Origin of the sequence: Photorhabdus aballayi (genome assembly GCF_026153155.1) — a bacterium.
Lineage (GTDB): Bacteria > Pseudomonadota > Gammaproteobacteria > Enterobacterales > Enterobacteriaceae > Photorhabdus > Photorhabdus luminescens.
The window spans coordinates 205,416-219,654 of the sequence record NZ_JAPFCD010000002.1 but is presented as its reverse complement, the minus strand read 5'-3'; the positions used below and the strand labels follow the sequence as shown (position 1 = coordinate 219,654).

11 protein-coding genes are annotated in these 14,239 nt (G+C 40.8%); 8 read left to right on the top strand and 3 right to left on the bottom strand.

The features are described 5' to 3' along the window. Window positions 1-2: 2 nt before the first annotated feature. Window positions 3-833, bottom strand: coding sequence for a pilus assembly protein PilM (gene pilM, locus OO184_RS02305; protein ID WP_265377804.1), 831 nt, complete (start codon window positions 831-833; stop codon window positions 3-5). 119 nt (window positions 834-952) lie between these two features. Between pilM and mrcA the strand changes: the two genes are divergently transcribed. Then, the gene (gene mrcA / locus OO184_RS02300; RefSeq protein WP_265377803.1) at window positions 953-3,481 is read left to right on the top strand and encodes a peptidoglycan glycosyltransferase/peptidoglycan DD-transpeptidase MrcA; all 2,529 of its coding nucleotides are present in this window, start codon (window positions 953-955) and stop codon (window positions 3,479-3,481) included. Window positions 3,482-3,649: 168 nt separating this feature from the next. Here the strand turns inward: mrcA and nudE are convergent, their stop codons facing one another. After that, complete coding sequence (gene nudE, locus OO184_RS02295) at window positions 3,650-4,198, bottom strand: ADP compounds hydrolase NudE (protein ID WP_265377802.1); 549 nt, start codon at window positions 4,196-4,198, stop codon at window positions 3,650-3,652. Between the two features lie 351 nt (window positions 4,199-4,549). On the opposite strand from nudE, the gene OO184_RS02290 reads away from it, so the two are divergent. From OO184_RS02290 to pckA, 4 genes are all read left to right on the top strand, one after another. Beyond that, window positions 4,550-6,664 (top strand): intracellular growth attenuator family protein, encoded by a 2,115-nt coding sequence (locus tag OO184_RS02290; RefSeq protein WP_265377801.1) that lies wholly within the window; start codon window positions 4,550-4,552, stop codon window positions 6,662-6,664. A gap of 57 nt (window positions 6,665-6,721) precedes the next feature. Further along, window positions 6,722-7,138 (top strand): ribosome-associated heat shock protein Hsp15, encoded by a 417-nt coding sequence (gene hslR / locus OO184_RS02285; RefSeq protein WP_265377800.1) that lies wholly within the window; start codon window positions 6,722-6,724, stop codon window positions 7,136-7,138. A 22-nt stretch (window positions 7,139-7,160) separates the two neighbouring features. Continuing rightward, window positions 7,161-8,033: an Hsp33 family molecular chaperone HslO gene (gene hslO, locus OO184_RS02280; RefSeq protein ID WP_265377799.1), complete on the top strand. Its 873-nt coding sequence runs from the start codon at window positions 7,161-7,163 to the stop codon at window positions 8,031-8,033. A gap of 215 nt (window positions 8,034-8,248) precedes the next feature. Next, window positions 8,249-9,868, top strand: coding sequence for a phosphoenolpyruvate carboxykinase (ATP) (pckA, locus tag OO184_RS02275; protein ID WP_139654510.1), 1,620 nt, complete (start codon window positions 8,249-8,251; stop codon window positions 9,866-9,868). A gap of 47 nt (window positions 9,869-9,915) precedes the next feature. On the opposite strand, the gene OO184_RS02270 is transcribed toward pckA, so the two are convergent. Then, entirely contained in the window at window positions 9,916-10,611 is a 696-nt protein-coding gene (locus OO184_RS02270) for a pirin family protein (protein WP_265377798.1), read from the bottom strand. Window positions 10,612-11,365: 754 nt separating this feature from the next. On the opposite strand from OO184_RS02270, the gene OO184_RS02265 reads away from it, so the two are divergent. From OO184_RS02265 to OO184_RS02255, 3 genes are all read left to right on the top strand, one after another. Further along, window positions 11,366-12,679 carry a sensor histidine kinase gene (locus tag OO184_RS02265; RefSeq protein ID WP_265377797.1) on the top strand — a complete coding sequence of 438 codons (1,314 nt, stop codon included), beginning with the start codon at window positions 11,366-11,368 and terminating at the stop codon, window positions 12,677-12,679. Continuing rightward, entirely contained in the window at window positions 12,679-13,305 is a 627-nt protein-coding gene (locus OO184_RS02260) for a response regulator transcription factor (protein WP_265377796.1), read from the top strand. Before OO184_RS02265 ends, OO184_RS02260 begins: the two co-directional genes overlap by 1 nt. A 107-nt stretch (window positions 13,306-13,412) precedes the next feature. Beyond that, window positions 13,413-13,904 carry a GlcG/HbpS family heme-binding protein gene (locus tag OO184_RS02255; protein ID WP_265377795.1) on the top strand — a complete coding sequence of 164 codons (492 nt, stop codon included), beginning with the start codon at window positions 13,413-13,415 and terminating at the stop codon, window positions 13,902-13,904. Window positions 13,905-14,239 lie beyond the last annotated feature (335 nt).

Genomic DNA, 14,239 nt, shown 5'->3' with positions numbered 1-14,239 from the left:
CGTTACTTATCATCCGGTCTGAGTGCTAAACCACTGGCTATCACATATTCCATCAGTTGAACTGGCAGTGGTGGTTGATAGTGACGGAATGCTGCCAACATATCCCAAGAATAGGTTCCTTCAGGTAGGGCTTCTTGTTGGTAGCTACTGTAATAAACAGGCTGTTCAGCCATAGATGAGGCAGATAATTGACGGATAATCTGCTGTGGAGAAGCCGCTGTATTTGCTGATACCAGATCATAAGCGAAGGGGGCACTGGCAGGAGATACCCATAGCCAACCAGATTGTTGCCTGTGTAGCAGCCAACTATCAGCGGGAACGCCGGCGTATTGCGCTATATAGCGTAGGGCACAGGGGGCAATATCAATGGCGTCTGGAATTATTTCTGCTTGTGCAAGACATTGTAGCCAGAGGTTGAGATCTTTCTGGCGAGCAGCGCTGATGTAGGCGTTTTGTTCAATAATACGGTAATCCAGCGCCAATTCTCGGGTGTTAAAGGGAAATTGTTTCTCGGCGCTAGCATTGATAAACCAGCCTTGTTCCGGTTCTTTAAGATTGATATCTGGGGGTAAAGCCAGACTCTTCTGCAATGTTTGTTGTACAGGTAGAGCGAGTCTGAAACTGATTTTTTTAGGTAATTCTTGGCGCCATTGATTTAAAATATCACATAGTATTTCTGGCCGTTGTAGACGGCCTTCCGGCATAACTGTATCGGATAAAAGATATTGCCAGCAGTGGCGAAGCTGCCAGCCATCTCGGCGTTTTATAGCTGCGACGGCGCGAAGGGCGCCATTTTGGATGTCCAATCCGACATACCATTTTGGTGAATACATATATCGATCTCCATATCAGTAATTTTAATAAAAGACCATATTCAAGGTGCTGTGTAACCTTTATACTACGCGCCGATTGTTTATAAACCACCCGACTAACGTGGCATGGGAAATTTCAGGTGAAGTTCGTAAAGTATTTTCTAGTCTTTGTCGTGAGTTGCATTTTTCTGGGAACGGCCTCGATTTTTGGTATGTACCAATATATCGAGCCTCAGTTACCTGATGTGGCGACATTAAAGGATGTTCGATTACAGACACCAATGCAGGTGTTCAGTGCAGATGGCGAGCTGATTGCCCAATATGGTGAAAAGCGCCGTATGCCTCTTGGGTTGTCCGAAATTCCACCGATTATGGTGAAGGCGTTCATTGCAACGGAGGACAGTCGTTTTTATGAGCATCACGGGGTTGACCCGGTAGGGATCATCCGAGCAGCGTCTGTTGCGATGAGTTCAGGCCATGCATCACAAGGGGCAAGTACCATTACTCAGCAACTGGCGAGAAATTTCTTTCTCACTCCAGAGAAGACTTTGATGCGTAAAATTAAGGAAGTCTTTCTGGCCATCAGGATTGAGCAATTGCTGAATAAGGATGAAATCCTCGAACTCTATCTCAATAAAATTTACCTTGGTTACCGAGCTTATGGTGTCGGAGCTGCGGCTCAAGTCTATTTTGGTAAGAGTGTCAATGAGTTGACGCTGAGTGAAATAGCGATGATTGCCGGCTTGCCAAAGGCGCCTTCTACGTTTAACCCACTGTATTCGTATAATCGGGCGATTAACCGCCGGAATGTGGTTCTGAGCCGTATGCTCAATGAGGGCTATATTACTCAGCAGCAATATAATCAAGCTAGAAGTGAAAAGTTGGTCGCTAATTACCATGCGCCCCAAATTGCTTTCTCTGCGCCCTATTTGTCCGAGATGGTGCGTCAGGAGATGATTGAGCGTTATGGTGAAAATGCTTATACCGACGGTTATAAAGTTTACACCACAATTACCCGTACACTTCAGTTGGCTGCCGTGGATGCGGTGCGTAATAACATCATTGATTATGATGTGCGTCATGGCTACCGTGGAGCGCAGGAAGTTTTGTGGAAAGTGGGCGAACCTGCTTGGGATCGGGAACAGATTGCCAAGAAGCTTAAGACTTTGCCAAATTATGGGCCATTAATACCGGCTGTGGTGACCAGCGCGGGTACTGATCAGGCGATAGTAATGTTGACTGATGGCAGCAGCGCAGAATTACCAATGGCGGGTGTCCGTTGGGCCAGGAAGTTCAAATCTGATAGCGCACAGGGGGCGGTTCCTCGTAGTGTGAATGAAGTGGTGCAAGTTGGTGAACAGGTTTGGGTTCGGAAAGTAAAGGATATTTGGTGGTTGGCGCAAATGCCGGATGTTAATGCTGCTTTGGTCTCTATTGATCCGAATGATGGTGCTGTGAAGGCGTTAGTTGGTGGGTTTGATTTCAACTTGAGTAAATTTAACCGTGTCACTCAGTCGTTACGTCAGATTGGTTCCAATATTAAACCATTTCTCTATACCGCGGCGATGGATAAAGGGCTGACATTGGCTTCATTGCTGAATGACTTACCAATTAGTCGTTGGGATGCTGGAGCTGGTACTGACTGGCGTCCGAAAAACTCGCCACCGACTTATGTTGGGCCAATCCGTTTGCGTCAGGGATTAGGGCAATCGAAGAACGTCGTGATGGTGCGAGCAATGCGAGCAATGGGGGTCGATTATGCCGCTGATTACCTGCAACGGTTTGGTTTCCCGGCACAAAATATAGTACGTACAGAATCGCTGGCTTTGGGATCGCCATCATTCACACCAATGCAAATGGTACGTGGGTATTCGGTCATGTCCAATGGCGGCTATCTGATCGATCCTTACTTTATTACTAAGATTGAAAACGAAGATGGCGATATTCTATTTGAGGCTAAACCGAAAATTGCATGTCCGCAGTGTGATATTCCAGTAATTTATGGGGATACGGTACGTTCAATCGAGCTTTCTGAAAACTCGATTGAAAATGTTGCTCAATCTCATGTCAGCCAGCAAGAGATATTGCCGTTGCCTGAACTGGAAAGAGCGCCGGTAATTGATAGCCATGAAGATGCGCAAAAATATGCTCCTCATGTTATCAGTACTCAATTGGCATTTTTGATCCATGATGCTTTGAATAGCAATATTTTTGGTGAGCCGGGTTGGTCTGGTACGGGTTGGCGCGCCTCGCGCGATCTGAAACGTCGTGATATTGGCGGCAAAACTGGAACAACTAACAGTTCAAAAGATGCCTGGTTCTCAGGTTATGGGCCAGATATTGTCACGACGGTTTGGATTGGTTTTGATGACCACCGAAGAAGCCTTGGTCGTACAGCAGCCAGTGGCGGTGAGGCGGGTGCTAAAAGTGCGCAACCAATTTGGGATGACTTTATGAAAATCGCCTTGGAAGGGGTTCCTGAAAAAGAAGTCACACCGCCTCCGGGGATTGTTTCTGTCGTGATAGATCGTAAGACAGGCAAGCTTGCTGGCGGAGGAGGGGATACCCGTAGTGAATACTTCATTGATGGAACTCAACCTACCGAGAGTGCGGTGCAGGAAGTTGGCACGACTTTAATTGAGAATGGTGAAAGTCAGGAATTATTCTGATGATATACCCTATGGATTTCAAGATGCATCGCGACGGCAAGGGAGCGAATCCCCGGGAGCATAGCGAACTATGTGACTGGGGTGAACGAGTGTAGCCAACAAAGAGGCAACTTGAAAGATAACGGGTATAAAACAGGCACAACGAAGCGGGTTGTGCCTGTAAGCTTTTCAACGGTGTTTTAAGTATTTTTGTGCCAGAAATAGGGCGCAGACATTACGCGCTTCGTTGAAATCAGCGTGATCCAGTAATGACATCATATCTGCTATTGGCCAACGTATTTGTGGTAGTGGTTCAGGTTCATCTCCTTCCAGGCTTTCTGGATAGAGATTTTCAGCAATAACAATGTTCATTTTGTTAGAAAAATAGGATGGGGCCATAGTGAGTTTGGCTAATTGTTCTATTTTTCCGGCACCAAAACTGACTTCTTCTTTCAATTCACGATTAGCGGCTTCAAAGATACTTTCCCCGGGGTCGATTGCGCCTTTAGGAAAGCCTAATTCGTACTGCTCAATGCCGACTGCATACTCACGAATAAGCAACAATTCATCCCCAATGACCGGGATTATCAGAACAGCTTCCCGATTGACCGGACGCATCCGTTCATAAACGCGTTTTACACCGTTACTGAATTCGAGATCAACTGACTGAATATGAAATAAACGTGAATGGGCAATGTCCTCTATGTTTAGGATTTTAGGGTTTTTCAGGTCATTCATAATTGCCCCTGATGGTTTTAATATTGGTTGAGTTGAGTGCCTGTGTATTATTACGTCATAAATTATTTCATTAACCTTAGATTTTATGATGAAATTAGGTACACTCCATAGCTTGACTAAATATGGCCGATTATTTTGATAAATGATAGTGATTATCGCTGGTTATTGTTGTTACTGTTATCTTTATCCTCTTTGGAAATAGATCTATGTTGTAGATAGTTTAGTGCGTGATTATATAACTCATTGTAAAATAAATTAAAAAATAAATAGAAATAACCTAATTCAGAACTTAACGTGTAGTTGTTAATTTGCAGACAACAATAGCAAGATTGTCATGGGTATGGGGATAAAATGAGCGTAACAGTCGTTATATTGGCTATCTTGATAATTAGCCTGATTGTCATGGCTTCCTTGCTGATTTTTAAATGGAAGCTACATGATAACGCCTGTTATCTGCCTTCTGTTGCCGCACCAACCTATCGTAAACTTAATGCTGATGAGTATCAGGCTATTGAATGTTATTTGAATCGAGTGTTGCCGCCAGTTGTAACAGACCGTATTAATAAAACGAGTTGGCCAATTCTGATGGGTAAAAATGATATGGTTTATACTATCTGTCATTCTATTACCCGCTTTTCTGTTGCCTCAGATGAACTACATAGTTGGCGTTATTATATTGATATGGCAGAAGTTCATTTACCGTTTTTCCTTGAGCCTTTTATTAAACAGCAGAATGTTATTGATGTTGTTCACACCGCGACAATACCCCTTGTTATCTCGATTAATGGTTACTTTCTGAAAGATTTTCAACAGGATTTTCCTTCTGCTCCGGTCATTTCAGATGTATCTCATCAACAGGCGTCGATTCAGAAAAATGGTGAAACCAGCGTAAAATTACAAAATATCCGCAAAGAGACATTGGAAGAATATCGGTTAAATCACTCATCAGGTATTTGGCAGGGGGGATTTTTGTGTTTTGGATTTTTCGTTTGGTTTCTTGCATTACTTTCACCAACACTGCTTTTGCCGTGGCTGATGTTGATTGCGGGCAGTTTAGTCGTTGTTAGTTTTTGGCCGCTATTTTGTCCACTCTCAATATGCAGGCGTCAGGATATTCACTGTTTTACCGGTATACCAAAACGATGGGGATTATTTGGCGAATTTGAGCAAGGGCAAATGAGTAATATTTCACTTGGTGGAATTGATTTAATTTATCCTCCTCATTGGGAGCCCTATGTTGCTCACTATCTTGATCAAAAAACCAATATTGATATTTACAGTAACGGCCAGGTAGTCAGGCAAGGGCATTATCTCTCTTTGCATGATGAAGAAAAAAATTACCCTTACCGTCGTTATGGGAAAAATCTCATGATGATTGTTAGCAGTCTGCTTATTATGTTGCTGCTCTATTTTTATCATCCGGTTAGTGTACCGATGAAACTCAGTTTTGCCTGGTTGCGTGGCAGCAGCACAAAAGTTGTCACTGACGCTAATATGATGGAAAGGATGGAATTGCGAGTTGGGGACGTCCTGAAAGCAAAAGGGGTTGGTATGTGTTATATGCCGCCAAACAATATGAATGGTAAAGGCGACACCTATTTTTCTCCATTCGATTGTTCGGGGATATATTGGAATAGAGTTAATCCACTGCCAATACCAGAATCAGAAATTATAGAAAATGCAGCTAAACTGATTGCAACGGTTAATAAACAATTACGTTTACAGGAAAATGACGATGCAATAAATCCAGACCTTGCTCAGGAGATTTTCAAATCTGGTATGATTTTATTGGATGATTTTCCTGATATTATATTGAAAACTAAAGAATTATGTGAAAAAGAAACAGACTGTTTACGATTGAAAAATGCTTTGGTTAATTTGGGTAGTGCTAATGACTGGCTAACTTTGTTAAAGAATGCAGAAAGTGGCAAATTAGATGACACTCATGTTTTATTGCGTCCGGCAGGCGCTGAAGCTTTGGGAAAGTTGGTTGATGCAACTACATCATCATTTATCTATCGGGAAATAGATAAAGTCGCAATACTGCTTAATAACCCTTCTCCTGGTGGAGTTCTGCTTATCAGTGATGAAGGCAAGCAATTGGTTGAGTATATAACGCCGGCCATCATCTCTTATGACCATAGTGCGTTGGAACAATGGCGTGAATTACAACGGTTATCGGATATGGTATTGCAAACCCCCTTTGAGACAACGGGAATTATCACGGAATTGTCCGTAGATAGTCATGGAACCCGCCGGATTGTGTTGCATAATGAACTGGATTCCATGACGCTTGCTCGTTGTATTGGTACCACTGTTTTATTCTTGGCTCTTTTTACGACCCTAATCATTAATTTTGTGCTGGTTGTTAAGAAAAATCGGCAGAACAAACAACGTCTAAACAAAATCAGGCAATATTACGATAACTGTTTTAATACACTTTTTCCGCCTACGCGTTGGCGATAATTGACAATGGTATGTTAGGCTTTGCGTTATTTGCCGAAGCTGATAGTGAGAGGAAAAATGAAGGGTAATTCAGACTCCGATCAAGCTGTCCGTCTGGATAAGTGGCTGTGGGCAGCTCGTTTTTATAAAACACGGGTTATTGCACGGGAAATGATAGACGGTGGTAAAGTTCACTATAATGGTCAAAGAAGTAAACCGAGTAAATTGGTTGAACCAGGGGCTGAAATTAAACTGCGTCAGGGTAATGATGAACGTATAGTTGAAGTTCTTGCACTAAGCAATCATCGGCGCGGTGCGCTGGAAGCGCAGCAACTTTACCAAGAGACTGAAGCAAGTGTTGCTAACCGGGAAAAAATGGCAATTGCTCGAAAAATGAATGCATTAACTATGCCTCATCCTGATCGCCGACCGGATAAAAAAGAAAGGCGCACGCTGATTAAGTTTAAGAACACCAGATTGAACGGGCAGGAATAACTTGCTCGAATGAGAGATATTTATGTTTAAACAAGACCAATTACACCGCTTTTTATTTGAGAATTATTCTGTACGTGGTGAGCTGGTTTTAGCCAGTGAAACTTACCAGCATATTTTGGAAAGTCATGATTACCCGCAGCCGGTGCAGCAATTATTGGGGGAACTGTTAGTAGCAACCAGTTTATTAACGGCAACACTGAAATTTGATGGTGATATTACGGTTCAGATTCAGGGAGATGGTCCGGTAAAACTGGCGGTGATTAATGGTAATCAACAACAACAAATGCGAGGTGTCGCTCGTATTGATGGATTAGTGACTGAAAATAGCAGCTTGAAACAGATGGTTGGTACAGGCTATATGGTCATTACCATTACACCGACTCATGGTGAGCGTTATCAGGGAGTGGTTGCGCTGGAAGGTGAAACATTGGCGGATTGCCTTGATAATTATTTCAGACAGTCTGAACAGCTACCGACTCGTTTATTTATCCGTACTGGTATTCAAGATGGAAGAGTTGCGGCTGGTGGTATGTTGTTACAGATTTTGCCAACAGCGGAACAAGGTAGTGCAGAAGCTTTTGATCATCTGGTGCAACTTACCGCAACCATTAAAGGTGAAGAGTTATTTTCATTGGAAGTTAAGGAGATCTTACATCGCCTTTATCATGAAGAGGACGTCATATTATATGAGCCTCAAGCGGTTGGCTTCCGTTGTACTTGTTCGCGTCAACGTTGCGCTGACACATTAGTCACACTTTCCGATGAGGATGTTAATCATATTTTGCAGAAAGATGGCAACATTGATATGGCGTGTGAGTATTGCGGTACGCACTATATTTTTGATGCTGATGATCTTGCTGCAATCAGAACGGAAAAAAAGAACCAGCTCCATTGATATTCTATCTAAACAAATTCTCTCACCTCTTAAGGCGCGGATTCGCGCCTTTTTATCAATATCCATAATATTCAAAACTGCTTTTGTGCCTTTGGCCCCAGATTAAACTTAAAAAAATAGTGGGTTTTCAATTTTTTGATAACTATCGCTGTTAATTAATCATAACTATTTATTATTGCTCACAGAAAAAGCGTGACTACCCAGGAGCAATAAACATGAGTGTTAAAGGTATTACCCCGCAGGAACTCGCGGACTATGGAATCCATGATGTTAATGAAATTATTTATAATCCAAGCTATGAGTTGTTATTTTCAGAAGAAACCAAACCTTCACTCGAAGGCTGCGAGAGTGGCACTCTGACCAACCTGGGGGCTGTGGCTGTCGATACGGGGATCTTCACGGGTCGTTCTCCCAAAGATAAGTACATTGTTCGTGATGATGTCACCCGTGACACCGTATGGTGGGCTGATCAGGGAAAAGGTAAAAATGATAACAAGCCATTACAGCAGGAAACATGGACATACCTGAAAGGCTTGGTAACTAAGCAGCTTTCAGGCAAACGTTTGTTTGTAGTTGATGCTTTCTGTGGTGCTAATGCAGATACACGATTGAAAGTCCGCTTTATCACAGAAGTTGCGTGGCAGGCCCACTTTGTTAAAAACATGTTTATCCGTCCGTCAGATGAAGAGTTGGCTGAGTTCAAACCAGATTTTATTGTGATGAACGGTGCAAAATGCACCAACCCGCAATGGCAAGAGCAGGGTTTGAACTCTGAAAACTTTGTTGCGTTTAACCTGACAGAACGTATGCAGCTTATTGGTGGTACTTGGTACGGCGGCGAAATGAAGAAAGGGATGTTCTCGATGATGAACTACCTGTTGCCACTGAAAGGTATTGCTTCGATGCACTGTTCTGCCAACGTGGGTGAGAAAGGGGACGTTGCGGTCTTCTTCGGCTTGTCTGGCACAGGTAAAACCACACTTTCTACTGATCCAAAACGTAAGCTGATTGGTGATGATGAGCACGGTTGGGATGATGACGGCGTCTTCAACTTTGAAGGTGGTTGTTACGCGAAAACCATCAATCTGTCCAAAGAGGCGGAACCTGATATCTACAACGCGATTAAACGTGATGCGTTGCTGGAAAACGTTACTGTACTGACAGATGGCACGGTTGATTTCAATGATGGTTCAAAAACTGAAAACACTCGTGTTTCCTATCCTATCTCCCATATTGAAAATATTGTTAAGCCGGTTTCTAAAGCGGGTCATGCAACTAAGGTCATCTTCCTGACTGCGGATGCATTCGGTGTGTTACCTCCAGTATCTCGCTTGACACCCGAACAGACTCAATATCACTTCCTATCTGGTTTTACTGCAAAATTGGCCGGTACCGAACGAGGTGTGACTGAACCAACACCTACATTTTCTGCTTGTTTTGGTGCTGCATTTCTGACTTTGCATCCAACCCAATACGCGGAAGTATTGGTAAAACGTATGCAGGCGGCAGGTGCTAAGGCTTATCTGGTGAATACGGGTTGGAATGGTACGGGTAAACGAATCTCGATTAAGGATACCCGTGGAATCATTGATGCCATCCTCAATGGTGATATTGAAGAAGCTGATACCATTACATTACCTATTTTCGATCTAGCGGTTCCGACAGCGTTGCCGGGTGTTAATACCGACATTCTTGATCCTCGTGAGACTTATGCAGATAAATCTCAATGGGAAGAGAAGGCGAAAGATTTGGCTCATCGTTTTGTCGATAACTTTGATAAATATACTGATACCCCGGCGGGGGAAGCTTTGGTGAAAGCGGGTCCTAAACTGTAATTGTGAATTCTTTAGCCTCATCCGTTGGGGTGAGGCTTATTTGATATTTATGTTGGAGGAAGGTCAAACAACAATATTTCACTATCACTGTTGGCGCTAAGTTGAATATTGACTTCATCCCGGATAGCCAGACCATCGCTGGTGGTGGCTTTGACACCATTAACTGTCACTTCGCCACGAATGACTTGTATCCAAATATAACGGCCTTTTTCTGCAACATATTCGGTAGTTTCGTGATCCTTAAGTACCCAACGCCATAAAGTCATATCCTGAAATACTTTCAGTGAACTATCCCGTGCATCGGGTGAAAGCACCAATTGGCGGCCTTGTACATCATCAAAACGACGTTGTTCATAGCGCGGCGTTAAACCTGTTTTACTTGGGATGATCCAAATCTGATATAGATGCAATTGGCAATCGCTGTTCGGATTGTATTCTGAATGGCGAATGCCGGTACCTGCGCTCATAATTTGGAATTCACCAGCAGGTATCCGTTCCTTATTTCCTATACTATCCTGATGTTCAATGGTGCCGGAAAGAACATAGGTCAGTATTTCCATATCCTTATGCGGATGGGTACCAAAACCTTGACCTGCTTTAACGAAATCTTCATTAATCACTCTCAACGCTGAGAAATTCATAAAGTTAGTATCGTAATAACTGGCAAATGAGAAGGTATGCCAGCTAGTTAACCAACCATGATCGGCATGGCCGCGATCTGATGCTTTGCGTAAATGGATCATATTCAAATCTCCTCAATAGTTTTTACAGTCTAATTGAGAAGAGATAGCATTAAAGCTTAAAAATCTGACTTAAATATTCAAATATTTTGAATAATTGATAATTGGATTAATTAATAAAAAGAAGCCAGCACCCGGCTGGCTAAAGTAAACACTGGAAGCAATGTGAGCAATGTCGTGCTTTCATCTGTACCCTGAAGACGGTTCATCTGAAAGCGATACGAATGATAATAATTATCACTATCGATTGTAAAGCGTTTTTTCTGGTCAAATACAGAATAATGGTGAAGATTTTATTCAAGTGATTGATAAATATTGATATTTTTATGGGTGTTGGTGTGATGCTCAAGGAAAAGAAAATCCTTTCATCGAATCGATTTATTAGGTGAATACCTTAAATTATTCAGTAAATTTGACATGATATTAAGAGCCTTGACAGGATTACCGTAAACCCTTAGTAAGGGTCTATCGGTCGAAATAATTTGATTAGGAGCTGAAACACGCTTGGATTAAATAAGCTAGTGTTGGAATTTTATTTACCATAGCCAACTATTTATTTTAAAAAATGTTTTGGTGAAATAATCACGCTATAATGAATTTTAATATGCCGCTCAATGCTAAATATTCTCTAAAATTCAACTTATTCTGAACTTTTTTACTCTAATAAGCCGTTTCCTTTATATATTCTGACTGTATTTTTAACGTCATGAAAGATATCTTTTCAGGTAATTATATGTGGCATTTTTTGGTGTGGATTGTGTTAACAGGCTTGACTGTTTGGGGAATGATTAATCATTCACTAAATCAGAATTATCAACAACAAACAGTTTCATTTAATATTCTTTATCGAGAGCTGAGTGAAAAGCTGGCGCAACATGACGCAATTGTATCGCTAGCGGATACTAATATCGGATTAGATCAGCTACAGGAAAACTTTCCGCAAATCGTCGGATTACAAGAGATGCCAATAAATGTATTAATATTCCCTATAATTAGTGAAGAGGATGAGGGAAGATATTGGCTTAATAGTAAACGCAGTAGTATTCGGTTATTAATAGATCTTAATATCCTGATGAAAGATTTATCATTATTGTCACAATTTCGAATGATACAACTGGATTGGAATAATCGCCCATTGATTATGTATGGGGTGGAGAAAGAGCGCTATTTTTGGAACTGGGAGAAAAAGTTAGCTAATCGTTTTCAGCCTTTTGTGCTTAAAGTGGGTAATGATCAACAATGGTCTAAACTTCCGTGGGGCTATATTGCTTGTCTGAATTTTTTATGGGCAGTAATTATCTGTTTTATCTTTTTAATTCAGAAGAATAAAAGATTGAGGAAAATTTCTGATTTACGGGCACATTTTTTTGAATTTACCCGCTTAAATACAATGGATGAAGTGGCAACAGGTGTTGTTCATGAATTAAATCAGCCTTTGACGGCGATTATGAGTTATAACCAAACCGCGTTGCGGTTAATGAAAAGGCAGCAATATGATAAAGTGACGCCAATACTGGATTCATCGATTTTGCAAACTCAACGCATTGCAAATTTATTAACGCAATACCGTCAAAAACTAACGACTGGTAGTATTATTTTACAACCTGTGAATATTCAAGCGATATTAGGTCGAGTTGAAGTATTGCTTGAAAATGAAATCAAGTCCAGTAAGATCAAGATAATAAGGAATATTTGTGATGAACTGCCAATGATATCTGCCGAGCCGTTGTGGATTGAACAAATATTTCATAATTTAATCAGCAACGCCATTCAGGCACAGCAAGATCAAGGTCAGTCAGAATATCAAAATTGGATCTGCATCGATATCAACTATATTAATGAAATAATAAGAATCACGATAACAGATGGTGGTCCTGGATTAAGTGATGAAGCTTTAAAAAACGTGTTTATTCCATTCTTCACAACACGCCAACAAGGTATGGGATTAGGAATGACGTTAACGGAAACATTAATTCATAAACTTGGTGGTGATATTAGTGCTGAAAATTGTGAAACAGGGGGAGCGTGTTTTATTATTTGGTTACCAACTAATAAAGGTAAGGAGAAATAATGGCGGCAGTGATTTATCTTATTGATGATGATGAAGCGATCCGTGACTCATTATCTATGTTATTAGAAACAATGAATTGGCAGGTAAACTCATTTCCTGGTGCGCAAGAATTTCTTGATGAAATTGGTAGTAAGAGTATCGCAGCGCTTCAAGGATGTATTTTATTGGATATTCGTATGCCGGGAAAACCTGGATTGGCATTGCAGGCCGAGCTATTGAAACTCAATAGTACATTACCGGTCATTATCATGACCGGACACGGAAATATTGATCTTTGCCGTCGAGCTTTTAAAAATGGTGCTTTTGAATTTTTAACCAAACCTATTGATGCGGATTTACTCATTGAAACGGTTTCAAGTGCATTATTATTTCATCGGAAAGTATTTAAGCAACGTCAGATATATGAGCAATTGAAAACGAAATTTAGCCAGTTATCTGAACGTGAAAGGGAGGTGATGAAAATTATTTTAGAAGGTAAAACCAGTAAACAAATTGCGCAACAATTGGTGTTATCACCACGTACTATAGAAGTTCATCGTGCTAATATATTTCATAAATTGGATATACATTCTTTACCGCAGTTAGTTAAAGAGTATGAGTTATTTAAGTCATTATCTTATGACTAAGTATTTCTACTAGGCCGAATAAGTAATTGGCCGAATAGCTATAGCCGATAAATCTCATTAAATTAAAGCAGGATAATTCATCAACTTAAACTTAATGAGGTTTACCTATGAAACATTCTCTTTTCTATACTATCTTGGTAGCAGGTTTATTCGCTCAATCTGCTTTTGCTTCATCACTAAGTACTGAACGTAATATTACCCTTGAGGTAGCAAATAAATTAGCTTCTGAGGCAATTCAGTCCTGTAAATCGAATAATTATAACGTGGCGGTTTCTGTTGTTGATAAAAGTGGGGTTTTGAAGGTGGTTCAGCGTATGGATAAAGCCGGGTTGCATACCGTTGAGGCGAGCAAAATGAAAGCTTATACCGCGTTATCTACCCAGAGAACGTCAGAGGACGTAATGAAAACCGCACAATCAAATCTTGGTGCTCAATATTTAGGGGATATTCCCGGCTTCCTATTACTTGGTGGTGGTGTTCCAGTTAAATCTGGTGATGAAGTGATTGGCGCAATTGGTATTGGCGGCGCACCGAGTGGTTCTTTAGACCAACAGTGTGCTTTTGATGCGATTCAGAAAATTTCATCAGAGTTATCTTAATCATAATAATTTATAAAATGTACAGGAGTAGCGATAATGAATTAATTCTTTATTTCTGTTTATTATTATGATATTCGTTATATTGATATTAGGAATATGGGATTTAGGTTTAATATCTTTTATTATCGTAATTTTTACAGAGGCAATAACTGGAATAAAGTTATTGCCTTTCATTTTAAAGTATTTGGAATAGGCTATTTTGAGAATTTTATTTAATTAATTTTCTATGGTGGATTCACATAATAAGTTCAACATCGTTAATCTGGAAGTAAACATGTTCGTATATCTTGATATCAATTCTCCCAATTATAATCTTATTTTAGGCTATTGTTTTG

Excerpts from the sequence above, each read along its gene's own strand:
- pilM (WP_265377804.1), bottom strand. The coding sequence starts at position 833 with ATGTATTCACCAAAATGGTATGTCGGATTGGACATCCAAAATGGCGCC.
- nudE (WP_265377802.1), bottom strand. The coding sequence starts at position 4,198 with ATGAATGACCTGAAAAACCCTAAAATCCTAAACATAGAGGACATTGCC.
- OO184_RS02290 (WP_265377801.1), top strand. The coding sequence starts at position 4,550 with ATGAGCGTAACAGTCGTTATATTGGCTATCTTGATAATTAGCCTGATT.
- hslR (WP_265377800.1), top strand. The coding sequence starts at position 6,722 with ATGAAGGGTAATTCAGACTCCGATCAAGCTGTCCGTCTGGATAAGTGG.
- hslO (WP_265377799.1), top strand. The coding sequence starts at position 7,161 with ATGTTTAAACAAGACCAATTACACCGCTTTTTATTTGAGAATTATTCT.
- pckA (WP_139654510.1), top strand. The coding sequence starts at position 8,249 with ATGAGTGTTAAAGGTATTACCCCGCAGGAACTCGCGGACTATGGAATC.
- OO184_RS02270 (WP_265377798.1), bottom strand. The coding sequence starts at position 10,611 with ATGATCCATTTACGCAAAGCATCAGATCGCGGCCATGCCGATCATGGT.
- OO184_RS02260 (WP_265377796.1), top strand. The coding sequence starts at position 12,679 with ATGGCGGCAGTGATTTATCTTATTGATGATGATGAAGCGATCCGTGAC.
- OO184_RS02255 (WP_265377795.1), top strand. The coding sequence starts at position 13,413 with ATGAAACATTCTCTTTTCTATACTATCTTGGTAGCAGGTTTATTCGCT.